The sequence below is a fragment of the Pseudomonas sp. BNK-44-b genome (genome assembly GCF_047456245.1).
Lineage (GTDB): Bacteria > Pseudomonadota > Gammaproteobacteria > Pseudomonadales > Pseudomonadaceae > Aquipseudomonas > Aquipseudomonas machongensis.
This window is the reverse complement of the sequence record NZ_CP179908.1, coordinates 4144213-4166420: the sequence shown is the minus strand read 5'-3', so window position 1 is coordinate 4166420 and position 22208 is coordinate 4144213. Positions and strand designations below refer to the sequence as shown.

Below are 22208 nucleotides of genomic sequence, written 5' to 3'. Positions count from 1 at the left end.
GGTTGGGCGGTTCGATCATCGTAGCGGGAAATGACGCATGGCTCAAAAACGCCATCGCGGAACACGTCGCAGCGGCGAACCGCCGCTGCGACTTGTTCCGCGATGAAAGCGCTGCCGTTACTGCGCGATGGTCTTCACCGAAACCCCACGCTCCACCGGCGTGGAAGTACGCCCGTACACATCCTCGAAGCGCTCGATATCATCCTCGCCCAGGTAGCTCCCGGACTGCACTTCGATGATCTCCAGCGGGATCTTGCCCGGATTGCGCAGGCGGTGCACCGAGGCAATCGGGATGTAGGTCGACTGGTTCTCGGTGAGCAGGAACACGTTCTCGTCGCAGGTCACCTCGGCGGTGCCGCTGACCACGATCCAGTGCTCGGCGCGGTGGTGGTGCATCTGCAGCGACAGGCTGGCGCCTGGTTTGACGGTGATGTGCTTGACCTGGAAGCGTCCACCCATGTCCACCGAGTCGTAGGAGCCCCACGGACGGTACACCTCGAGGTGGTTCTGGGTCTCGCTGCGGCCTTGCTGGTCGAGGGTGTTGACCAGTTGCTTGACGCCCTGGACCTTGTCCTTGTGGGCAATCATCATTGCGTCCTTGGTCTCGACCACGACGATGTTCTCAAGGCCGATCACCGATACCAGCTTGCCGTTACCGTGGATCATGCAGTTGTGGCTGTCCTGCACCACCACGTCGCCCTTGGTGACGTTGCCGTTGTCGTCCTTCTCGTGCACATCCCACAGCGACGACCAGCAGCCCACGTCGCTCCAGCCGGCCGACAACGGCACCACGCAGGCGCGCTGGGTCTTTTCCATCACCGCGTAGTCGATGGAGTTGTCCGGGCAGCAGGCGAAGGTGGCTTCGTCGATGCTCAGCACGTCGGCCTCTTCGTCGCTGCGCTCCAGGGCCAGCAGGCAGGTGTCGTAGATGTCCGGGTCGTGCTTTTTCAGCTCTTCGAGGAAGCGGCTGGCGCGGAACAGGAACATCCCGCTGTTCCAGAAGTAACCGCCGGCACGCACGAACTCGTTGGCACGCTTCTCATCGGGCTTTTCGACGAACTGCGCGACCCGCGCCACGCCCTCTGGCAGCAGGGCGTCCTGGCTGGAGCGGATGTAGCCGTAGCCGGTCTCGGGCTTGGTCGCCGGCACGCCGAACAGCACCATCTCGCCGCGCTCGGCCGCCACGGTGGCCAGGGCCAGGGCGCGTTGCAGGGCTTTCTGGTCCTCGATCACGTGGTCGGCGGGCAGCACCAGCATCAGCTCGTCGCGGCCCTCGTTGACCAGTTTCATGGCGGCCATTGCCACCGCTGGCGCGGTGTTGCGCCCGAAGGGCTCCATGAGAATGGCCTGGGTTTCGAGCTTCAGGCCCGCCAACTGCTCCTGGACGATGAACTTGTGGTCCTTGTTGCAGACCACGATGGGGGTATCCATGCCCTCGAACACCAGGCGCTGGAGGGTCTGCTGGAACAGGGTGTGTTCGCCGGTCAACGCCAGGAACTGCTTGGGGAACTGCTTGCGCGACAGAGGCCACAGACGCGAACCGCTACCACCAGAAAGAATTACCGGGATCATCATGTTTCTCCAATAGTCGTTTAGAGGCAGGGGGATCAGTTGCTAGCCACGGGGCGAGTTACCCACACCGGCGACAAGCTGTTGCCGGAACCGGTGACATACAGCACGGCCGCTTCGCCGCGCTCCAGGGCGACGGGTTTGACGTCGCTGACTTTCTTGTTGCCGTCGAACAGGGCCAGGTTGACCTTGACCGGATTGATTTCGCGCTCGCCGCGACCCTTGGCGGCCACCGGCTTGACCACTTCGGTCTTGCCGTCGGCGGTCTTGAGGGTCAGCGACTGGTCGCTGAGGTTCTGCACGCGCACCAGCGCTTTCTGCTTGTTCTTGAACGGCGGCTCCTCGATCAGTTGCGGGTTGCCGCTGTTGTTGTTGACCAGGGTGTAGTACTTGTCCGAGGCCAGCTTGACCGGCACGCTCTTGCCGCCGACCTGGGCGGTATAGTCGCCGCCAGGCAGGAAGCTGAAGTCGCTGCTGGCCTGGGCACCGACCTGCTTGATCTGGGTATTGCCGACCGAGGCCGCGGTGGGCGCGGAGCTTGCGTTGTACAGGCGCACGAAGGTCGAGCCTTTCGGGGCGCTAGGGCCATAGAGTGCGGCGTCGGCGCCGGCGAAGGCCTGCAGCGATGCCAGGGAAAGGCCGGCCGCGAGGGTGAGGGCTTTGGCGATGGATGGCTTGTGAGTCATGTGCGTGTTCCTCTCTTTCAGTGGTCCGTCCGGTTGGACGAAAGGGCCAGGTTTTCTTCGGATTTACGGGTGTTCTTCAGTTGTGCGATCCACTGCGGATCGAAGCTGCTGAGGTCGTTCTTCATTGGCAGATAGCGCTCGGGGAACTCCCACACCACGACCTGTGGCGGGGTGTTCTTGAAGGCGTCGCTCTGCAGGTACTTGAGCATCGGCAGCAGCGGGCCGTGGCCGTCCTCGGCATAGTTGGCGACGTCGCTGTGCAGCGCCTGTTGCAGGGCGCCGAGGAAGTTCCAGTGCGGGTTGGCGCTGTAGCTGGTGCCCACCAGTGCCACCGGGATGGCGCTGTCGGCGAACAGCGCATCGCCGTCGTCGCCCTCGGCTTGCGCCGGGCGAGTGGTGCGCTGCTGCAGGTTGTCCGGAGTTGGCAGCAGGTTGCTGAACAGCGGGTCGAGCGGCAGGAAGTTGGTCAGGTCGCCTTTGTATGGCGCAGTCTTGCCCGCCTCGGTGATGTAGGCCTGGGGTTGGCTGTCGAGCAGTTGCTGGCGCTTGACGCCTTCGGCGATGGACTGGGCAACCACTTCGGCGCCCATTGGCGTCCAGTGCGTGTCGGTGCGCAGGAATACCTGGCCACGGGCCTTGGCCTGCTCCAGTGGGGCGAGCAGGTCGGGGGCGAACACGTTGGCCTGGCGCGCCTGGGCGTGGAACTGGTTGAACAACTCGCCGTGCAGGCTGGCGGGCGTCTCCTTGCCCAGGTACTCGGCATAGACCCGTGCCTTGGCCGGCACGATCGCCAGCACCAGCTCGATGTTCTGGCGCTGCAGGGTGTCGCGCACGCCGCGGATCAGCGCCAGGTTGTCCTGCATCAGTTGGTCGGCGTTGGCGGTGGGGTTGAATTCCTCATCGCTGAACAGCCACTGGTCGCGGCCCAGCACCACACCGGGGCGGCCTTCGTTGAACAGCTTGAAGTCCAGTGCGGCCCAGAGGTTGGTGCCCAGGCGCTTGATCGGGAACTGTTCGTCGTAGTGGGTTTCGGCGGCCTTGGCCAGCTTGCCGTCGAGCAAGGTCATCTGCCCGGTGCGGTTGAAGCTCTCCAGGCCCCCGACCGACCAGGCGCCCAGGCCTACCAGCAGACCGAGGAACGACAGCGAATAGGTGATGCGAAGTGTGCGGTTCATGTCATCCACCTCAGAACTGGAAGTACAGGAACGGCGAGTAGCTCTGCGCCGAAAGCTTGAGGATCGAGGCCACGAACAGCAGCAGCACCAGGGCGCGGGTCATGACCCGGCTCCAGTCCAGGCTCAGCGTGCCGTCGCCATGTACTTGCGCCGGAATGCGCGGGGCGGCCGGTGGCGTTGCGTTGCGGTAGAAGTCGCGCAGGCCGAAGAACGCCAGGGTCAGGTAGGCGACGATCAGCGTGGCCACCTGCAGGCCGGTGAGTTGGGCGCGGTTGAGTTCCGACAGCTGCCACTGGCCGAAGCTGAACATGGCGCCGTACATGCGGCCGGCCACTTCGAGGTTTTCGGCGCGGAAGATCACCCAGCCGACGACCACCAGCAGGAAGGTGAAGGCCCATTTGATCGGGTTGAAGCGCTGCGGGTTGGTGTCGATGCCCAGCGCGCGTTCGATCGCCAGCCACATGCCGTGCCAGGCGCCCCAGATGATGTAGGTGAAGTTGGCGCCGTGCCACAGGCCGCCCAGCAGCATGGTCAGGAACAGGTTGCGGTAGGTGGCGAAGGTGCCGCCGCGGTTGCCGCCCAGGGTGATGTACAGGTAGTCGCGCAGCCAGGTCGACAGGCTGATGTGCCAGCGCCGCCAGAACTCGGTGATCGACTGGCTGATGTAGGGCTGCTTGAAGTTCTCCATGAAGCGAAAGCCCATCATCAGGCCCAGGCCGATGGCCATGTCGCTGTAGCCGGAGAAGTCGAAGTACAGCTGCGCGGTGTAGGCCAGCGCGCCCAGCCAGGCATCGCCGGTGGTGGGGTTCTGCAGGGCGAAGCAGTGGTCGGCGACCACCGCCAGGGTGTCGGCGATGAACACTTTCTTGATGAAGCCCTGCATGAAGCGGGTGCAGCCTTCGGAGAACTTGTCCAGGGTGTGGGTGCGGTTGTTGAACTGATCGACCAGGTCCTTGAAGCGCAGCACGGGGCCGGCGATCAGGTGCGGGAAGATCGCCACGAACGCGGCGAAGTCGATCAGGTTGCGCGTGGCCGGGGTGTCGCCGCGGTACACGTCGATGATGTAGCTGATCGACTCGAAGATGTAGAACGAGATACCGATCGGCAGCAGCACGTGGGTGAGGATGAACGGCTCAAGGCCGAACGAGCTGATGATCGCGTTGAGGCTGTCGACGCCGAAGTTGGCGTACTTGAAGTAGCCGAGGATCGCCAGGTCCACGCCCACGCCCAGCAGCAGCCAGCGCTGGGCCGGCTTGGTGCGCACGCCGGCAGCGCCGACTTTCAGACCGATCCAGTAATTCCACAGGGTGACGCCTGCGAACAGCGCCAGGAAGTCTACCCGCCACCAGGCGTAGAAGATGTAGCTGGCCACCAGCAACAGCAGGTTGCGATAGCGGTTCCCGCTCAGGTAGTACAAGCCGAGGAAAACCGGCAAGAACAGGAACAGGAACACGTTGGACGAGAAGACCATCCCGGTTCTCCTTTTTGTTCACAGCATCCGGGGCACAGCGCCCCCCAAACCCCCCACGAAAATGCGGGGGATCACCTTGGTCCCTGTGGGAGCGGGCTTGTCCCGCGATTGCGTCAGTCGATTCGCCGGTGTTGTCCAGTCGGACGCAATCGCGGGACAAGCCCGCTCCCAAAGGGGTCACTTCATTTTTTGCTTTCCGCGCTCGGGTCGTAGACCCGTGTCATGTCGCCACCCATGCGGAAGCTGTTGAACGGCTGCATGTCGTGCTTGCGCTTGAGGGTGTCGCCGACGCACTGGTACAGCGCGCACCAGGGTTCGAGCCAGGCGTACTTGCTGTCGACCTTGAGGTCCTTGAGGTCCTGCTTGACCCCGGCGCGCTCGGCGAAGTGCACCGGATCGCGGGCACCGGCCAGCACGCCTTCGCCCAGACGCTGCAGGGCGAAGTTGTTTTCCTTGCGCAGGTCCACGCCATTGACCTGGGCGAAGCTGGCGATCATCGCCAGCGGCGGCAGGGCGTAGTTGTGGTAGGCCAGCGCGCGCTGGCGACGTTTGATCTCGTTGGGCAGGAAGCCTTGGTCGTCGATCTGGTTGGCGCCGACCTTGAACTCCTTCACTGCCCAGTCGAACAGGTCGCGCCGGTCGGTGGCCACTGCCGTGGCCATCACCGACCAGGCCGCCCAGTAGCTATGGTTGTTGATCTTCTCCAGCGGCAGGTCGCTCCAGTCGCGCACGGTCTGTGTCGCCAGCTTGGCGAGCCACTTCTCGATCAGCTCGGCCTCGGCCTGGTGCGCGGCCAGTGGCTGGGAGTTGGAGAACTTCAAGCGCAGCCACGAGCCGCTCATGCTGCCCAGCGCCCATTTGCGCATGGACTTGCCGGTGTGGTTGAAATCGGTGGACTCCAGCGCATCGGCGCGCGCCCAGGTGCCGAGCCAGGTCAGCACGCAATCGAGCTGGGCCGGGCGACCGTCGCGCATGTACTGGCCGACCATCTTGCTGACGCCCTTCTCCAGGGTGGTGATGTCGGCGGTGGAGTCGCGGAAGGCTTTTTCAGAGGCGACGTTGAGCGTTGCCCGAGCCTTGTCCGAACCCTCGTACTTGCTGCGAAACTGCAGCGCGCCGGTGTAGGGCTTGGGCGCGGCTTCGCAAGTGAAGTTGCCGTCGCTGGTCTTGAGTTTCTCGATGCCCTCGTAGTAACCCTGCGGGGGCACCAGCGCAGCCTGCGCGGCACCGCCGAACAAGGCCAGCGCGAGCAGGGCGGGGCTGAAGGTTCGCTTCAATGTCGTCATGTTCGCCTCACTGGCCGGCTTGCGCGGTGTTGCGCGCGCTGCCGGCGAAGTTGTTGCGTTTGCAGAGCTTGGCCTCGACTTTCTGGGTGCCGTTTTCCGGGCCCTGGACTTCCAGGGCCAGCAGGTTCTGGCTGGCCCAGTCTTCGTCCTCGCGCATCTGGAAGACGAAGCGTCCGTCGGTGTCGGAGGTCTCGGGTTTTTCGATCTTGATGTCCTCGTGGCGCCCGTTCAGGTACCAGAGGGTGGCCTGCAGCACCTTGACCGAGGTGTCCTCGAAACGGATGTCGAGTTGGTGATTGCGGTTGACCAGGTCCTTGATCACGCCACCCTTGCCGTTGACCATCAGCTCGTTCTTGCCCGGCTTGAGTGTGGTGCTGGCGCTCATTTGCGCCGGGCGGCCGTCGCAGCCATCGTCGAGCAGGCCGAGGATCTGCCGCCAGATGGTTTCCTGGTCCAGGCGGTACAGCGGCGAGAATTCCCAGATCAGGATCTTCGGCGGGTTCTTGTGGAACTCCTCGCTGCCCAGGTACTGGATCATCGAGCCTTCCAGGCCACCGCCGGGGAAGGCGACGTTGAGTACGTCGGCGCCGATGTACTGTTCCAGAAAGCCCGAGAAGTTGTAGTTCTTGCCACTGTGGCTGGTGCCGACCAGGGTGATCTGCGCGTTGCCTGAATCGCCGAACAGGTCGTCGCCGCCGCTGGCGCCCCCCTTGGGTTCGGTGGCGAACTGGTCCATGTACTGCACCGCATAGCTGGTGCCGCACAGTTGTCCGGCGACGTTGTGCAGGGTGCCGGTCTTGCCCATGCGTCCGGATTTCCGGGTTTCGAATTCCTTGCGTGGAATACCCTCGAAAGCCGGCATCTTGTGCACGGTGTCGGCCACGATCTTCGCTGCGCGCTCGGCGCCGTAGGGCGTCCAGTGCTGGTCGCCGCGGAAGTAGAAGTCCTTGCCCTGGTCGGCGGCGGCGAGCTGCTCGTTGGTCAGGGGCGAGAGGTCGGGCACGTTGTAGCCCATCCGGGCGAAGCGCTGCAGCATCGCCTGGTAGTTGTGCAGGGCTTTCTGGTAGTCGAAGGCAGCCTTCTCTTCGGGATTGAGCATGTTGCGGTTTACCAGGCCACGGGTCGGCTGGTAGACCACCACCAGCTCCACGCCGCGTTTCTTGAACGCATCGTGCACCTGCTGCAGGCGCTTGTAGCCGCCGGGCGTGGTGTCGAACTCGGTGCGCAGGTCTTCGCGGGTACGGAACAGCCAGTCGCCCTGGGCCTGCACCAGGGTGGTGAAGTTCTGCTGGTAGCGGGTGGTGTAGCGGCTGGCGTCGTGGGCCTCAGGGCACAGCTGGCAGCACGGCTCGGCGCTGAAGCTCGGTGGCTGCACGTCGTCGGCGCGCACGCCCTGGCTGATGGCCAGGAGGGCGGCGGACAGGCCGAGCAGTTTCATCAGGTGTGGGGTCATGGTCTGGGCTTCCTTAATCGATCATTTCGGTCTGGCGTTCGACCGGGTCGATCAGCACGGCCTTCTGCTGGCGCACCAGCAGGTCGAGGATTTCGTCCTGACGCTCGCCGAGCACGCCGTTGAGGCTGATGCCGCTGGACTTGCGCGGGGCGAGCATGGAGACCTTGTACAGCTCCACCGACAGCGGCGAGTCGATCGACAAGGGCCCGGAACCGTTGGCCGCCAGCTCGCCGCCGACCACGATGAGCGACACCTTGGTGTCGAACGGGTCGAGGGCGATGTCGCGGTCGGTGTCGGAGAGGTCCTTGATGTGCCCGTACACCCCGACCAGGCCGTTGGCCATGGCGATGTTTTCGTACAGGCGGATGTTCACGCTGTTGCGTACGCGGATGCCGTGGCGACGGTTGTTGATCAGCTTGTTGCCCCAGATCAGGTTGTCGCCGCTCTCGTAGAGGGTGATGCCGTCGGTGTGGTTGCGGTAGATCTCGTTGTAGGCGATCAGGTTGTTGACGCTGTTACGGTCGATCACCACGCCCGAGAGCTTGTTGTCGTAGCTCTTGTTGTTGATGATCCAGCTGTCGTTGACCTCGCGCGAGACGATGATCCCGTGCTTCTTCTTGGTGCCGTACACGGTGTTGCCGGCAATGATCAGGCGGTGCGAGCGGTCGTGCGGGTCGATGCCGTAGACGATGTTGTCGCGGTAGGTCGAGTCCTTGACCACGAAGTCGCTGGTCTCGTAGCAGTAGAAGCCGTACCACATGTCGCTGAACTCCGAGCCGATGATCCAGCCGGTTGGTTCAGGGCGGCCCATCTGCTTGGCCATGTTCGGCGTGTACTGCGAGATGCTCACGCCATACGACTTGGACTTGGCATAGCCGAAGCTGGCCATCTTGCTGTTGACGATGTACGTCTCGGTGCCGCCCCAGCTGAGCAGGAACGGGCGGAATTCCTTGGGCGAGCGGAAAGTCGCCGGGCCGTTGGCCTGCTCGCGCCAGCCGGTGACCTGGGTATCGCTGACGAACAGCTTGCCGTCGTTGACGATGAACGAACCGCCCTCCTGGGAGAGGCGCAGCTCCTTGACCTTGCCGTCGATCTCCAGCACGCCCTTGCGCCCGACCACGATCGGCAGGCGCGCCAGATACACGCCCGGCGCGGTTTCGCGCAGGTACTGGGCGGGCACCTTCTTGCTCAGTTCGACCAGGTCGACATGCCCGTCATCGACGAAGATCGCCTGGGGGATGCCGTGCTGGCGCTGGACCCACTCGGCGGCCTTGTTGTCGCCGCCGATGAATTCCTTGAGCGACTCTTCCTGGAGCATGCGGCGCACGCTGACCTTGCCCTTGTGGCGGCGGTCGATCTTCTGTTGCACGGCCTGCGCGGTGTAGCCGGAGAGGTCGGGCAGCTTGGGCGGATCCATCTGCAGCGGCTCGATCGGCGCGCTGGCGACGGTGTAGGTCTTGGCCTGTTGCAGCTCCTTGACGATCACCGCCGGCTGGGCGGCGGCGGCCATGCCGCTGGCCAGCAGCAGGGCGCTGGCGAGCAGGCTGTGGCGGAGGTTCGGGTGCAGGTTCATAACGGTCCTCTCCCGGCCTCAGAAGCGCCAGATCACGTCGACGAAGGCGCGGTGCATGTACGAGTCCGCTTCCTTGCCATAGGCATCGCCGGGCTTGAACACACCGGCGCGCAGGCGTACCAGGGCCGACGGCTCGTCGATCGACTGGCTCAGCGAGGCGGGCAGCAGGCCCTGCTTGAAGTACTTGGTGACCACCACGTCCATCTCCTGGCCCAGGTCCTTCTCGCCGTTGATCAGCGGACGGTTGATGCCATCGTCGTTGACCACCGCGTTGATGCCGCTGGAGCCGATGTTCTGGTTGCCATCGACGCGCCAGAACTTGTGGTAGATGAAGCTTGCGTCGTAGTCGTCGCGCAGCTGCCAGGAGGCGAACAGGGTCGCGGCCTGCAGGTTGCCCAGCTCGCCGCGGAAGGCCTCGCCGAAGCGGTGCACGCGCGAGCGGGTGCCGGTGAAGTTGGAGCGGTTGCTCTCAAGGCCGGTCTGCTCGAAGTTGTTCGAGCCATCGCTGCCGCCACCACCGCTGCCACGGGCGTAGGCCGCGCCGACCTGCCACTGCGGGTCGAGGCGCAGGCGGATACCGAGGTCGGTGGCCCAGGCATTGACGTCGCCGCTCTGTTTGCCGGTGGCGACCTGGTCTTCGCCGACCAGCTGGCTGCTGAGGCTGTCGCGATTGCCGGTCAGCCAGGTGACGCTGCCCCAGTAGTTGACGGTATGGTCGTTGCGCCAGTTGTAGGCGTCGCTGTTGGCCTCAAGGCCCAGCCAGGTGAGGTCGCCGGTGCGGGTCTTGTCGAGGGCATCGACGGTCTCGCCGGGGTTCTTCAGGCTGCCGCTGTCATGGGTATGGTGGGCGCGCAGGCCGACCCAGTGGCCGGGTGTCCACTGCGTGGCGATGTTGCCGTAGACGTGCGTGCGGTCCTTGTCTTCTGGGGCCAGCTCGGTGAGGTCGGTGCGGTATTCGCTGAAGCGTTGGGCGACACCGAGGTCGGCCTTGAGCAGGGTGGTGTCGAAGCTCCAGTTCAGCGCCTCGATGTTGGTGTCGCGCCACATGCCGTCGTCGCTGCGCAGGCGCTGGCGGCCGAAGCGCAGTTGCTCGCCGGGGTAGGGCGTGAAACCGCTGTAGCCGATCCAGAATTCGCGCAGGGCCAGGTAGCTCTTGTCCGGCTTGCGGCTGTCGTCGCCGGTGTCGACGGCGGTGCCGTCGTCGTTCTGGCGCAGGGTGTCGGTCTCGATGATGTCGGTGGCAGTCACCGCCTGGCCCATGGCGAAGGCGCTCCAGTTGCCGCGCTCGCCGTACACCCAGGGACGCAGGTCCAGGCCCAGGCCGTTGACGTCGCCGCCGGAGCGGGTGCCCAGGTCACGGTCGTCCTCGGACTGGCCGGTGATCTTCACGTCCAGGCCGAAGTTCTTCACTGCGGTTTCCGCGGCCAGGGTCGGCAGCGACCACAGCAGGGCGAAGCTCAGGCCGATGCCGGCTTTCACGAAGGGATTGAGCGTCATAGCGAGTCCTCGGCGTCTACGTCTTTCTCGTCTTGCAGGGCGTCCAGGGCCAGCGGGCTGTTGCTGGCCTGGAGCATCCCGGCACGCGCCTTCTTCTCCTGCTCCAGCAGGCGCTGGGCCTGGCTGCGCTGGTCGGGCGTGAGTTGCTGGTCGAGTTGCTGCAGCAGTTCGCTGGACTGCGGCGTCGGGTTGGCCTGGGCAAGCTGGGCGAATACCCAGGCGTTGCCGGTGTTCTGGCGGATGCCGTGGCCTTCGCTGTAGAGCTGGGCCAGGGCGTAGTCGGCACTGAGCTGGCCGCCACGGGCGGCACTGAGCAGGTGGTCCACCGCTTTCTGCGGCTCGACATGGCCCAGGTAGCCGCGGCGGTAGAGCTGGCCGAGGTAGTAGTGGGCGCTGATTTCGCCGGCGTTGGCGGCGGCCTGCAGGTGTTGCTCGGCCTTCACGGCATCGGCCGGGACGGTCTTGCCTTCGTAGTAGAGGCGGCCCAGCAACAGTTCGGCGCGGGGCTGCTCGGCTTCGCGGCCCTTGTCGATGTAGGCCATCAACTGGTCGGTGTCGCCCAGTTCGGGGAAGTCGTAGAGCAGTTGCGCAAGGCTGACCCAGGATGCCGGGTTGGCCGGGGCGACATGTTCGAGCAGATCCTTGGCGGTCTTCTCGTCGGTCTGGCCGAGGCTCCGGTCGGCGAGCACGCGGGCGACGCTGTCGACCCGTGTGGCAGGCACCGCATTGCGGGCATAGGCGGCCTTGAGCTGGTCGAGCAGGGCGGCCTGCTGGTCGGGTTGGGCGCGTTTCTGGTAGACGGTGGCCAACTCCACGTAGCAGATGTCGGTGCTGTTCAGCGCGGCCTTGCAGATCTTCTCCACCTCGGCCAGGTGCTGGTCGTAGGTGCCTTGGGTGCGGTACAGCAGCACCTGGGCCAGGCCCGCCTCGGGGTTGCCGGCGGTGCGCCACTGGTCGATCTGCTGCTGGGCGTTGATGTTCGGGAAGCTCTGCGGGTATTGCAGGTAGAGCATCGCCAGCGGGATCAGGGTGTTGCCCTCACCTTGCCTGGCCGCGAGCTTGAGCAGGGTTTCGGCCTCTTCGCGTTCGGCCTGGGTGCTGTCGGGCTTGGCCACCAGCAGGCGGCCCAGGCGTGCCTGGGCACGTGGTGAGGTAGCGGCTGCGGCGCGGTAGGTGGCTTCGGCCTGCTTGAGCTGGGCCGGGTCGCGGGTGCCAACCTGAATGTCGGCCAGGCCGACCTGTGCGTCGCTGTAGCCCAGGTCGGCAAGTGCCTTGTAGTTGGCCTCGGCGGTGGCGGTGTCGCCGCGCTTCAGGGCCTCGTTGGCCAGGCGCTGGTCAGGCAAACCGACGCAGCCGGCCAGGGTAATGGCCAGGACGCAGAGCCCGAGAGCCCTGTGGGAGCGGGCTTGCCCGCGAATGGCCGGGACGTGCGATGAAGGTGTGCCTGCTGGCCCCTTCGCGGGCAAGTCCGCTCCCACGGGGACGCAGGGATAATTGTTCGGCGTCATCGTCCTGTCCCCCTCAGAGCCCGCGGGCCACGGCCTTGTCGATCAGCCAGTTCAGCGAGGGACCGCGGTCGCTGTTCACCGAAGCCGGGCGGCCGGCCAGCTCTGCAGGCAGCGACTCGTCAGGCTTGATCTGCACGCGGATGTCCGAAGCCAGGTTGTCGTTGTCCAGGCTGGCGCTGCCGACGATCACACCGGTGCGCACCTCGTCTTCGCCGGCGATCTGGAAGTTGACCCGGGTGCCGGGCTTGACCTCGTCGAACTGGCGATAGCTGAAGCGCGCCTCGACCATCGGGTTGGTGGTGCGCGGGATCAACTGGTAGACCACCTGGCCCTTGCTGGCGTACTGGCCGTCATCCACCAGCTGGCGGGCGACCACGCAATCACAGGGGCTGGTGAGGGTGCCGGAAAGTTGCTTGCCGAACAGTTCCTCGACCTTGGCTGGCTCCAGTTGCGAGTCGTCCAGATGGCCCTTGAGCAGGTCGAGCATACTGGTGTTGAAGGTTGCCAGCGGCGCGCCCTTGACCACCTGCGCACCGTTCTCCACCAGGCTCTGCATGCTGCCGTCGCGGGGCATGGTGACGTTGGTAGTCGGTACTGCGACCACACCGGCCTCGGCGTGGCTGACGAAGTACAGACCGTACAGCGATTTGGCGACGAAACCGAAGGCGGCGATGCCGACCACGAACACGCCCAGGGTGACGGTGACGGCACGCAGGCGACCGAAGGCCGAAAGGCCGGAGCCTGCGTCCTTCTGCTTGCGCGCCTTGGTGAAGTTGTCGCGCTGCAGGGTACTGAGCACATCACCGACGCTGATCAGCTCGCCGGACAGGTGGGAGGTGATGATGTGGCGCAGGGTGGCGATATCGCGCGGTTCCAGGTTCTGGAATTCGACACCGGTGCGGCCGCTTTGTGGATCGCTCGAGCGCACCAGGAACTCGATGTCCATCGACAGCCCCAGGTTGTCGACCACGAACTGTAGGCGACCACGCACGACATCACCGACCGGGAGGGCTTTTTTGGCATGGAACGACAGACCACCGGCGGAGAGGTCGTCGACCTTCACATCCTGCGGCTGGCGCTCGCTGTCCAGGTAGCGCAGCTTGGCCGGGATGCGCACCCGGGCGTGCTGGCGCTGGGCTTCGGACTCATGCACGACGTTGACGTTCACGGCGGTATTCATGGCGATTTGTTCCTGTTGGATCGATCCGGGTTGGGCTCACACGACCATGAACAGCACAGCGACGAAGATGCTGGCGGCCGAGAAGGTCATGGTCCGAGAGGACCAGGTGTTGAACCATTGTTGAAAGCTGGCGAGGTCACGTTTCAGGGCAGTCGGCTGGCGGGTCCAGGACTGCTTGTCGAGGCGGAAGAACACGTAGATCTTCATCAGCGCGCCGACGATCTGGTTGTAATAGAGGATCAGCGGATAGGCCGGGCCGACACTGTGGCCCGAGCACAGCAGCATGATGGTGAGGATCAGGCGGGTGATGCCGATCCACAGCAGGTACACCAGCAGGAACTGCAGGCCGAACTTGAAGCTGGCGATCACGGCCACGGTCAGGCCCAGCAGGCTGGTCCACATCGACACACGCTGGTCGAGCAGCACGATGCTGGTGAACAGTCCCAGGCGCTTGAGGCCCAGGCCCAGGGCGCGGGAGTTCTGCCGCAGGTTGTTGCCATACCAACGGTACATGAGCTTGCGGCTGGCCTTGACGAAGCTCTTCTCCGGCGGATGCTCGACCGTGTTGATCGCCGCGTCCGGGACGTAGAAGGTGTCGTAGCCCAGGCGCATCAGGCTGAACCAGCTCGACTTGTCGTCGCCGGTGAGGAACTTGAAGCGGCCCAGGCGCCAGTGCATCAGCGAGTCGCTTTCGACGTCGGCGATGAACTCAGGGTTGGTGACCACGCTTGCGCGGAACATCGACATGCGCCCGGTCATGGTCAGCACGCGCATGGACAGCGCCATCGAGCACATGTTGATGTGGCGCTGGGCGAAGCGCAGCTTGTGCCACTCGCTCATGATGTAGCCGCCGCGCACTTCGCAGAATTCGTTGGTGGTCAGGCCACCGACATTGGGGTAGAGCTTGAACCAGGGCACGGTCTTGCGAACTACGCCTTCGGCCAGCACGGTGTCGCCGTCGATCACCGCAACCACGGCGTTTTCGTCTGGCAGCATCCGCGAGATGGCACGAAAACCGTAGGCCAGGCCGTCGCGCTTGCCGGTACCGGCGATGCGCACGAAGTCCAGGGCGACGTGCTCGGGCGGGTTGTACTTGGCCCACAGGCTCTTGACCAGCAGCTCGTCGGACTTCTCCACCAGCGAGCAGACCACGGTGGTCGGATAGCCGCATTCGATCGCTTCGCGGATCACCGAGCTGTACACCTGGGCGGTGGTCAGCGCATCGATGCGAAAGCTGGTGACCATCAGGTACACATGAGACGGTTCGGCTGCCTTGCCCAGCTTCTGCACCTTGCGGCGCAGGTAGGGGTAGACCAGGTACAGGAAGATCATGCCGCGGATGAAATGGGTGGCGCCCATGGAGTAGCGCCAGATGCCGACTGCGCCGACCAGGAAGATGAAGTGCTTCGACTGCGAATCGAAGATATCGCTGGGCAGGGCCAGGGCGATCAGCATGAGCAGGCTCATGTAGAGCAGCCATCCGGCGCACTGCAACAGCACTGTCTGGAGCCTTTGCATGTTCAGCATCCGTCGCGAGAATCAGGAGAATGCGGGGCCGACCGGCCCCGCGTCGGGCTGGCTTACCAGCAGATGCCTTCGGTGCGGGTGAGGGTGCTGGTGGGCTTGCTCATGAAGCCGACCAGATCGATCACCTGCTTGCCTTCCGGCGCCTGCTGGGCAAGGGCGCGGAACTGTTCGTCGCGGTTGCCGAGGATGATGATGTCGGCGCCATCGACCACCTGCTGGAAGTCGGCGTTGAGCAGCGACGAGACATGCGGGATCTTCGACTCGATGTAGTCCTTGTTGGCGCCGTGGACACGGGCGTACTCGACGTTCTGGTCGTAGATGTTCAGCTCGTAGCCCTTGCCGATCAGGCGCTCCGCCAGTTCCACCAGCGGGCTTTCGCGCAGGTCGTCGGTGCCGGCCTTGAAGCTCAGGCCCAGCAGGGCGATCTTGCGCTTGTCGTGGCTTTCGATGATGTCGAAGGCGTTCTGCACCTGCGACTCGTTACTGCGCATCAGCGAGTCGAGCAGCGGCGCCTTCACATCGAGGCTGGCAGCGCGGTAGGTGAGGGCGCGCACGTCCTTGGGCAGGCACGAACCGCCGAAGGCGAAGCCAGGGCGCATGTAGTACTGCGACAGGTTCAGGGCCTTGTCCTGGCAGACCACGTCCATCACTTCGCGACCATCGACGCCGACCGCCTTGGCGATGTTGCCGATCTCGTTGGCGAAGGTCACCTTGGTGGCGTGCCAGACGTTGCAGGTGTACTTGATCATCTCGGCCACTTCGATCGGCTTGCGGATGATCGGCGCGTCGAGCTCTTCGTAGATCGCCTGCAGCACGTCGCCGCTGGCGCTGTCCAGTTCGCCGATGACGGTCATCGGAGGCTGGTCGTAGTCCTTGATCGCGGTACTTTCGCGCAGGAACTCGGGGTTGACCGCCACGCCGAAATCGACGCCGGCCTTCTTGCCCGAGCAGTCTTCGAGGATCGGGATCACCACGTTCTTCACGGTGCCTGGCAGCACGGTGCTGCGTACCACGATGGTGTGGCGGCGGGTGGTGTCGCGCAGCACGTAGCCAATCTCGCGGCACACCGATTCGATGTATTCCAGGCCCAGGTCGCCGTTCTTCTTGCTCGGGGTGCCGACACAGATCATCGACACGTCGCTGGCGCGGATCGCCTCGGCGAAGTCGGTGGTGCCACGCAGGCGACCATTGGCGATGCCTTGCTGCAGGAGTTGCTCCAGACCCGGCTCGACGATTGGCGACTTGCCCTGGTTGATGAGGTCGATCTTGGTAGTGGACACATCCACACCAATCACTTCATGGCCCCTTGCCGACAGGCAACCTGCACAGACGGCACCCACGTAACCCAAACCAAAGATGCTGATACGCATCGTATTCACCTCGTGTGTTTATCACGCCGGCTCTTTCGAAGAACCGGACCGGGTTGATTGACCTGCTTTTACGGGCGCACGGATCCATGGCGAATTGACACTTCACCGAACGCAGGCATGAATGAATCCGGAGCGCAAACAGTGCTGCGCTCAAAGTTGGCAGTAAAAGGCCAGTTATAAAAAGGCGTGCCCTGAGATGCAGCCGTCTTTATTGCAACGCGTTATCGGGTGCGCTGCTGTGCTTGTTCTTTCAAGTGAATAAATCCTTTGAAATCAACCACTAGGACGATTAGTAGGGGCGCGGCTCTCCTGCTTTAACAGACCGCTTGGTTATACCGAAGCGGTAGTCGAAGTTATCAGTGCAGGTAGTGAGTACCTGCCACTTGTCCTCTGTAAGTCATCTCTCACGTTGCACGCTCGTGATTCGTTACGGGTGCTATGAGCGATCTGCGAAGGGAGAAGTTCCGAGGTGCGTTCAGGGCAGATGAAAGATTTCTAAATATTTTTTCAGTGAGAAATACTTTCATTCTGATAGCACGGATGGGTTTCACCCCTATATATAAAGGGCGAAAACAAGATGAGATGGTTATATGCCAGTATCGGAAAAATTTTTTCAAAATTCGTCAAAAAACTACGAACGGTCTTATGGCGTTTGGCGATAAGCTCAGCCTTGCCTGTTTTTTGGCGCCGGTAATTTGGCTTTTTTGAGGCGGGGTTTGCAGGAGCGCGCTTGTTGGAGCGCTCCTGCAAGACGGGGAAGCAGGGCTAGTCCGCTGGGTGGTCGCGCAGGAACACCAGGTGGTCGGGCTTCGATTGTTCGGCGCTGTAGTAGTAGCCTTGCACGTCGAAGCGCTTGAGCTGCTCGGGATCGTTGATGCGCTCCTGGATCACGAAGCGGCTCATCAGGCCACGCGCCTTCTTGGCGTAGAAGCTGATGATCTTGTACTGGCCGTTCTTCAAATCCTTGAAGTCGACGTTGATCACGCGGGCATTCAGCGCATTCTTCTTAACGGCGCTGAAGTACTCGTTGCTGGCCAGGTTCAGCAGCAGGTCATCGCCTTGTTCGGCCAGGGCCTGGTTCAGCCATTCGCTGATGCGCGTGCCCCAGAAGGCGTAGAGGTCCTTGCCGCGTGCGTTCGCGAGCTTGGTGCCCATTTCCAGGCGATAGGGCTGCATCAGGTCCAGCGGCCGCAGCAGGCCATAAAGGCCCGAGAGCATGCGCAGGTGTTGCTGGGCATAGCTGAAGTCGTCCTCGCCAAGGGTTTCGGCATCCAGGCCTGTGTATACGTCGCCCTTGAACGCCAGCAGCGCCTGCTTGGCGTTGGCGGGGGTGAAGTCTGGGGTCCAGCTGCCGAAACGCGCGGCATTGAGGCCGGCAAGCTTGTCGGACAGGTGCATCAGCTCGGCGATCTGCGCCGGCGACAGCTCGCGCAGTTGGGTGATCAACGTCTGCGAATCGTCCAGGTACTGCGGCAGGGTATGGCGCTGGGTTACCGGTGGGGTGTCGTAGTCGAGGGTCTTGGCGGGGGAAATCACCGTCAGCATGGGTCGGCTCCTGAAATCGTCGGCGACGATTCTACGGGGCCAGCAGGGCAACGCCAAACTATGGTGACGATAGTCACAGACCATCGCCGGGGCAGGCGCTATAGTGCGCATCATCCGTTTAGGGAGAACCGATCGTGCGCATTGCCTTCGCCGTGCTGGCCGGGTTGTTCAGCCTGGCTGTGCAGGCCGCTCCAGCCAATTCCGTCAGCTTCGACCGCAGCCATTGGCCCGAGCAACTCGACAGCCCGGTGCTGTTCGACGTGGCATCGCGCGCGCAGATCCTCTCCTTCGCCCAGGTGCTGCATGAAAGCGAGATGCTCGATGAGCGCGCCCTGGCGGCGCGACTGGGGCTGCGGCAGATCAACCTGGCGATGATCCGTTCGGTGCGGGCGCGCATGTGGCAGCGGTTGTGGGAAAACTTCCAGCAGGCCCAGCTTAGTTGCGAGCAGGATGCATCGTTCTGCTATCCGCTGGATTCGATGGCGGATTTGCGTACACGTTCGGCTACGTTCGCTACAGATGTCGGCGAATTCTACAAAGAATGGGTCGAGCCTAGCCATCAGTTCAACGTCCGTTACCTTGACGAGCAATTGCGCAAGGCGGCCTTGTTTCCACAGACCAGCAGCGAGATCGAGCGGCTGTCGAATGGCGAGCGCAGTGGCGATGAACTCAACGACCGGATGTTCCTGCTGACGTTCGTCGGCGGCCCCGGCCCGGTCGGCAGCAACACGGACCTGCTCAGCGATTACCTGCGCCGGCAAAAGCTGGGCGCAGTGTTCTTCGTGCTGGGCAACCGTGTGCAGCAGCGCCGTGACATGGCCCAGGGGGCCAATGTCGCGGCGCTCTACGCTGGACAGTGCGTGGGGATTCAGGGCTGGGAGTATCGCTCCCACGCCCAGTGGCAGGGCTGGCAGGATTCCCTGCGGCGCAGCCAGGCGCAGGTGCAGGGGCTGATGCCCGAGCAGTACGTGCCGCTGTTCCGCCCACCCTATGGGCAGCGCCGCGCCGACGGCGAGGCGTTCATGGCGGCGCAAGGGCTGCAGGTGTCACTGTGGGATATCGACGCCCAGGACGACAGCGCGCTGGATGCCGAGCAGTCGGCCCAGCGGGTGATGACCTTGATGCTGCTATGGCGCAAGGGTGTGATCCAGTTCCACGATACCTTGCCCAAGGCACAGCCGGCGCTGGAATGGCTGTTGCAGCACACGGCGCAGAGCGGGATCGGGTGGGAGGATTGCATGGAGTACGCGCATCTGCGCTAGGCAGAAAATCCAGGGTCCAACATTGACTGTAGTCCCCCGTCACCTTATCGCCAAGCGCGGTTCGTCATTCGGCAAAATAAACTTCACCGGAGCGTAAAAAGTCTTTTTTCCGTCACGCCTTTTGCGGTATGAAGGAATCAGACAGCCGATTCCTGCAGCACAGGTGGCGTCATCCAGGCCCTCCTTTGCCAGGTGCGCTCCCCGCCCGTAACGACGCGGATACGGGGAGAACGGCGGTCACTCTGCGGTGCAGCGAAGCTGTGCCGTCCTGCTTTCACATAAGGTGACCGAGTATGGATGACCAAGGACGCAACCCTTCCTCCAACCAGCCAATCCTGTATGTGCTCGATACCAACGTCCTGATTCACGATCCCAACGCTTTGCTCAACTTCGAGGAGCACCACGTCGCCATACCGATGACGGTGCTGGAGGAACTCGACAAGCTCAAGACCGGTAAACAGACCATCGCCGCCGAATGTCGCCAGGCCATTCGCCTGATCGACCAGACCCTGGGCGATGCATCGCCCAACGATGTCGAACAAGGGGTGCCGATCCAGCGTGGCAAGGGCGGGCCGAAGGGCTTCCTGTCGATCCTGATGAGCCCGCGCAACGAACCGAACCGGCTGCTGCCGGAAAACCTCAACGACAACATCATCATCAACCAACTGCTGGAGCTGCGTGCCAGGCGGGCTGACCTGGACGTGGTGCTGGTCACCAAAGACATCAACATGCGCCTGAAGGCGCGCGCCTGTGGCATCGCCGCCGAGGACTACAGCACCGACCAATTGGTCGACGATGTGTCCCTGCTCTCGAAGGGCTACCACTCGGTCACCGGCTCCTTCTGGGACCGGGTCAGCAAGGTCGACACCCGCCAGGAACGGGGCCGCACCTGGCATCGCGTACAACTGATCGACAACTTGCCGGCTGTGCACGTCAATGAGTTCATCATCGACGAGCAAGGCTTCGTCGGCTGGATCAAGGGCATTCGCGAGAACGAGCTGCTATTGCTCGACCTGCACCAGGAGCCGCTGCTGCATCAGGAAGCCTGGGGCCTCAAGCCCCGCGACATCCACCAGAGCCTGGCGCTGTTCGCCCTGCTCGACCCGGACATCCACCTGGTCAATCTCACCGGCGCGGCCGGCTCGGGCAAAACCATCCTGGCACTGGCTGCAGCCATCGAGCAGACCATGGTCAGCAAGCGCTACCGGCGTATCATCGCCACCCGCAGCGTGCAGGGGCTGGACCAGGAGATCGGCTTCCTGCCGGGCACCGAGGCGGAAAAAATGGAGCCCTGGCTGGGCGCCATCACCGACAACCTCGAGGCGTTGCACATGGATGACGAAAGCACCCATGGCAGTGTCGAATACATCCTCGAACGGGTCCCGCTGCAGTTCAAGTCGCTGAACTACATCCGTGGCCGCAGCTTCCAGCAGAGCCTGATCCTGATCGACGAATGCCAGAACCTCACCCCGCACCAGATGAAGACCATCATCACCCGTGCAGGCTCTGGCTCCAAGGTGGTCTGCCTGGGCAACCTGGCGCAGATCGACACCCCCTACCTGTCCGCGACCAGCTCGGGCCTGACCTACCTGACCGAGCGCTTCAAGGACTTCCCCCATGGCGTGCACATCACCCTGCAGGGTGTGCCGCGTTCGGTACTGGCCGAGTACGCCGAGTCGCATCTGTAGACCCGGATCGCTCATTACGCAGGCTCGCCCGCTCCCACACGGTTGTGGGGGCGGACGAGCCCTGTGATGAGGCCGAGCCTGCCGACACATTCCCCTGCGCAAAGCTGACCCACAGGTTTACACTCTGCTTTCCCTTCACAGGAGCAGAGCAGTGCTGACTCATCTCGATTCCCAGGGGCGTGCCAACATGGTCGACGTCACTGAAAAAGCCGTGACTGCGCGCGAGGCGATCGCCGAGGCACGGGTGCGCATGTTGCCGCAGACCTTGCGGATGATCGTCGACGGCGAGCATCCCAAGGGCGATGTGTTCGCCGTGGCGCGCATCGCAGGTATCCAGGCGGCGAAGAAGACCAGCGACCTGATCCCGCTGTGCCATCCGCTGATGCTCACCAGCGTCAAGGTCGAGCTGGCTGCCGAAGGCGAAGATGTGGTGCATATCGTTGCCCGTTGCAAGCTGGCCGGGCAGACCGGTGTCGAGATGGAGGCCCTGACCGCCGCCAGCGTCGCGGCGCTGACGATCTACGACATGTGCAAGGCCGTGGACAAGGGCATGGTCATCGAGCAGGTGCGCCTGCTGGAGAAGCTCGGCGGCAAGAGCGGCCACTACAAGGTGGAGGGGTGATGAAGATCAAGGCCCTCTATTTCGCTCGTTACCGTGAGCTGCTTGGCGTTGATGCCGAGCGTCTGGAAGGGGATTTCAAGGTGCTCGACGACGTGCGCCAGGCGCTGGTTGCCAGAGGCGGCGTTTACGCCGTGCTGGCCGAGCAGAACCTGATGTGCGCGCGTAACGAGGAGCTGTGCAAGCTCGATGAGCCGGTCGAGGACGGCGATGAGCTTGCCTTCTTCCCGCCGGTGACCGGAGGTTGAGCATGGGCGTACGGGTACAGCAGGCGGCGTTCGACGCTGGTGCCGAGGTCAATGCCATGCACGCTGCCAATGTTGGCGTGGGCGCGGTGGTCGGGTTCGTCGGTTATGTGCGCGACTTCAATGACGGTCGCGAGGTGGCGGGGATGTTTCTCGAGCACTACCCAGGCATGACCGAGAAGGCCCTGGCCAAGATCGTGGTCGAGGCCGAGCAGCGCTGGCCGTTGCTCAAGGTCGAGGTGCTGCACCGCATCGGTGCGCTGGAGCCGGGCGAGCCGATCGTGTTCGTGGGTGTCGCCAGTGCCCATCGGCAGGCCGCGTTCGATGCCTGCAACTTCATCATGGACTATCTCAAGACCCGGGCGCCGTTCTGGAAGAAGGAAAACACTCAGGAAGGTCCGAGGTGGGTCGAAGGCAGGCAGAGTGACCAGGATGCTGCCGGGCGCTGGTAGAACCTCTGCCTGATGGCCGGGGCGTTGCCCCGGTTCGCGGGCAAGTCGGCGCCTACAGGTACCCGCTGCCCTCAGGTCCAGCACATTACCTGTGGGAGCGGA

The 22208-nt window shown here is 63.5% G+C and carries 18 protein-coding genes; 5 read left to right on the top strand and 13 right to left on the bottom strand.

Annotated elements, in window-relative coordinates; all coding sequences use genetic code 11:
• Positions 1–117 precede the first annotated feature (117 nt).
• The 13 genes from ACMGGG_RS19135 to yaaA form a co-directional block, all read right to left on the bottom strand.
• On the bottom strand, positions 118–1572 hold the full coding sequence (locus ACMGGG_RS19135; protein ID WP_054894908.1) for a mannose-1-phosphate guanylyltransferase/mannose-6-phosphate isomerase: 1455 nt from the start codon (positions 1570–1572) through the stop codon (positions 118–120).
• Positions 1573–1607: 35 nt separating this feature from the next.
• Positions 1608–2255, bottom strand: coding sequence for an alginate O-acetyltransferase AlgF (locus ACMGGG_RS19130; RefSeq protein ID WP_112899103.1), 648 nt, complete (start codon positions 2253–2255; stop codon positions 1608–1610).
• 17 nt (positions 2256–2272) lie between these two features.
• Positions 2273–3430, bottom strand: coding sequence for an alginate O-acetyltransferase (locus ACMGGG_RS19125; RefSeq protein WP_414154219.1), 1158 nt, complete (start codon positions 3428–3430; stop codon positions 2273–2275).
• Between the two features lie 10 nt (positions 3431–3440).
• Positions 3441–4901: an MBOAT family O-acyltransferase gene (locus ACMGGG_RS19120; protein ID WP_054894911.1), complete on the bottom strand. Its 1461-nt coding sequence runs from the start codon at positions 4899–4901 to the stop codon at positions 3441–3443.
• A gap of 182 nt (positions 4902–5083) precedes the next feature.
• On the bottom strand, positions 5084–6187 hold the full coding sequence (locus ACMGGG_RS19115; RefSeq protein ID WP_063546037.1) for a mannuronate-specific alginate lyase: 1104 nt from the start codon (positions 6185–6187) through the stop codon (positions 5084–5086).
• A gap of 7 nt (positions 6188–6194) precedes the next feature.
• The gene (locus tag ACMGGG_RS19110) at positions 6195–7640 is read right to left on the bottom strand and encodes an alginate O-acetyltransferase (RefSeq protein ID WP_414154218.1); all 1446 of its coding nucleotides are present in this window, start codon (positions 7638–7640) and stop codon (positions 6195–6197) included.
• 13 nt (positions 7641–7653) lie between these two features.
• Entirely contained in the window at positions 7654–9213 is a 1560-nt protein-coding gene (gene algG, locus ACMGGG_RS19105; protein ID WP_414154217.1) for a mannuronan 5-epimerase AlgG, read from the bottom strand.
• A gap of 18 nt (positions 9214–9231) precedes the next feature.
• Positions 9232–10710, bottom strand: coding sequence for an alginate export family protein (locus tag ACMGGG_RS19100; protein WP_063546035.1), 1479 nt, complete (start codon positions 10708–10710; stop codon positions 9232–9234).
• On the bottom strand, positions 10707–12218 hold the full coding sequence (gene algK, locus ACMGGG_RS19095; protein ID WP_414154216.1) for an alginate biosynthesis TPR repeat lipoprotein AlgK: 1512 nt from the start codon (positions 12216–12218) through the stop codon (positions 10707–10709). The genes ACMGGG_RS19100 and algK overlap by 4 nt, the downstream gene beginning before the upstream one ends.
• 13 nt (positions 12219–12231) lie before the next feature.
• Entirely contained in the window at positions 12232–13398 is a 1167-nt protein-coding gene (locus ACMGGG_RS19090; RefSeq protein ID WP_054894917.1) for an alginate biosynthesis protein Alg44, read from the bottom strand.
• 36 nt (positions 13399–13434) lie between these two features.
• A complete protein-coding gene (locus ACMGGG_RS19085) occupies positions 13435–14916 on the bottom strand; it encodes a glycosyltransferase family 2 protein (RefSeq protein WP_414154215.1) in 1482 nt (493 codons plus the stop codon).
• Between the two features lie 62 nt (positions 14917–14978).
• A complete protein-coding gene (locus tag ACMGGG_RS19080) occupies positions 14979–16295 on the bottom strand; it encodes a nucleotide sugar dehydrogenase (protein ID WP_065864153.1) in 1317 nt (438 codons plus the stop codon).
• Between the two features lie 765 nt (positions 16296–17060).
• Positions 17061–17840 (bottom strand): peroxide stress protein YaaA, encoded by a 780-nt coding sequence (gene yaaA, locus ACMGGG_RS19075; RefSeq protein ID WP_063546032.1) that lies wholly within the window; start codon positions 17838–17840, stop codon positions 17061–17063.
• A gap of 134 nt (positions 17841–17974) precedes the next feature.
• On the opposite strand from yaaA, the gene ACMGGG_RS19070 reads away from it, so the two are divergent.
• From ACMGGG_RS19070 to moaE, 5 genes are all read left to right on the top strand, one after another.
• Positions 17975–19102, top strand: a complete 1128-nt coding sequence (locus tag ACMGGG_RS19070) for a polysaccharide deacetylase family protein (protein ID WP_414154214.1) — start codon at positions 17975–17977, stop codon at positions 19100–19102.
• 293 nt (positions 19103–19395) lie between these two features.
• Positions 19396–20790 carry a PhoH family protein gene (locus tag ACMGGG_RS19065; RefSeq protein WP_054894922.1) on the top strand — a complete coding sequence of 465 codons (1395 nt, stop codon included), beginning with the start codon at positions 19396–19398 and terminating at the stop codon, positions 20788–20790.
• A gap of 151 nt (positions 20791–20941) precedes the next feature.
• Complete coding sequence (gene moaC, locus ACMGGG_RS19060) at positions 20942–21412, top strand: cyclic pyranopterin monophosphate synthase MoaC (protein WP_054894923.1); 471 nt, start codon at positions 20942–20944, stop codon at positions 21410–21412.
• Positions 21412–21657 carry a MoaD/ThiS family protein gene (locus tag ACMGGG_RS19055; protein WP_054894924.1) on the top strand — a complete coding sequence of 82 codons (246 nt, stop codon included), beginning with the start codon at positions 21412–21414 and terminating at the stop codon, positions 21655–21657. The genes moaC and ACMGGG_RS19055 overlap by 1 nt, the downstream gene beginning before the upstream one ends.
• A gap of 2 nt (positions 21658–21659) precedes the next feature.
• Positions 21660–22106, top strand: a complete 447-nt coding sequence (gene moaE / locus ACMGGG_RS19050) for a molybdopterin synthase catalytic subunit MoaE (protein WP_112899099.1) — start codon at positions 21660–21662, stop codon at positions 22104–22106.
• The last annotated feature ends 102 nt before the right edge of the window (positions 22107–22208 follow it).

Excerpts from the sequence above, each read along its gene's own strand:
- ACMGGG_RS19135 (WP_054894908.1), bottom strand. The coding sequence starts at position 1,572 with ATGATCCCGGTAATTCTTTCTGGTGGTAGCGGTTCGCGTCTGTGGCCT.
- ACMGGG_RS19130 (WP_112899103.1), bottom strand. The coding sequence starts at position 2,255 with ATGACTCACAAGCCATCCATCGCCAAAGCCCTCACCCTCGCGGCCGGC.
- ACMGGG_RS19125 (WP_414154219.1), bottom strand. The coding sequence starts at position 3,430 with ATGAACCGCACACTTCGCATCACCTATTCGCTGTCGTTCCTCGGTCTG.
- ACMGGG_RS19120 (WP_054894911.1), bottom strand. The coding sequence starts at position 4,901 with ATGGTCTTCTCGTCCAACGTGTTCCTGTTCCTGTTCTTGCCGGTTTTC.
- ACMGGG_RS19115 (WP_063546037.1), bottom strand. The coding sequence starts at position 6,187 with ATGACGACATTGAAGCGAACCTTCAGCCCCGCCCTGCTCGCGCTGGCC.
- ACMGGG_RS19110 (WP_414154218.1), bottom strand. The coding sequence starts at position 7,640 with ATGACCCCACACCTGATGAAACTGCTCGGCCTGTCCGCCGCCCTCCTG.
- algG (WP_414154217.1), bottom strand. The coding sequence starts at position 9,213 with ATGAACCTGCACCCGAACCTCCGCCACAGCCTGCTCGCCAGCGCCCTG.
- ACMGGG_RS19100 (WP_063546035.1), bottom strand. The coding sequence starts at position 10,710 with ATGACGCTCAATCCCTTCGTGAAAGCCGGCATCGGCCTGAGCTTCGCC.
- algK (WP_414154216.1), bottom strand. The coding sequence starts at position 12,218 with ATGACGCCGAACAATTATCCCTGCGTCCCCGTGGGAGCGGACTTGCCC.
- ACMGGG_RS19090 (WP_054894917.1), bottom strand. The coding sequence starts at position 13,398 with ATGAATACCGCCGTGAACGTCAACGTCGTGCATGAGTCCGAAGCCCAG.
- ACMGGG_RS19085 (WP_414154215.1), bottom strand. The coding sequence starts at position 14,916 with ATGCAAAGGCTCCAGACAGTGCTGTTGCAGTGCGCCGGATGGCTGCTC.
- ACMGGG_RS19080 (WP_065864153.1), bottom strand. The coding sequence starts at position 16,295 with ATGCGTATCAGCATCTTTGGTTTGGGTTACGTGGGTGCCGTCTGTGCA.
- yaaA (WP_063546032.1), bottom strand. The coding sequence starts at position 17,840 with ATGCTGACGGTGATTTCCCCCGCCAAGACCCTCGACTACGACACCCCA.
- ACMGGG_RS19065 (WP_054894922.1), top strand. The coding sequence starts at position 19,396 with ATGGATGACCAAGGACGCAACCCTTCCTCCAACCAGCCAATCCTGTAT.
- ACMGGG_RS19055 (WP_054894924.1), top strand. The coding sequence starts at position 21,412 with ATGAAGATCAAGGCCCTCTATTTCGCTCGTTACCGTGAGCTGCTTGGC.
- moaE (WP_112899099.1), top strand. The coding sequence starts at position 21,660 with ATGGGCGTACGGGTACAGCAGGCGGCGTTCGACGCTGGTGCCGAGGTC.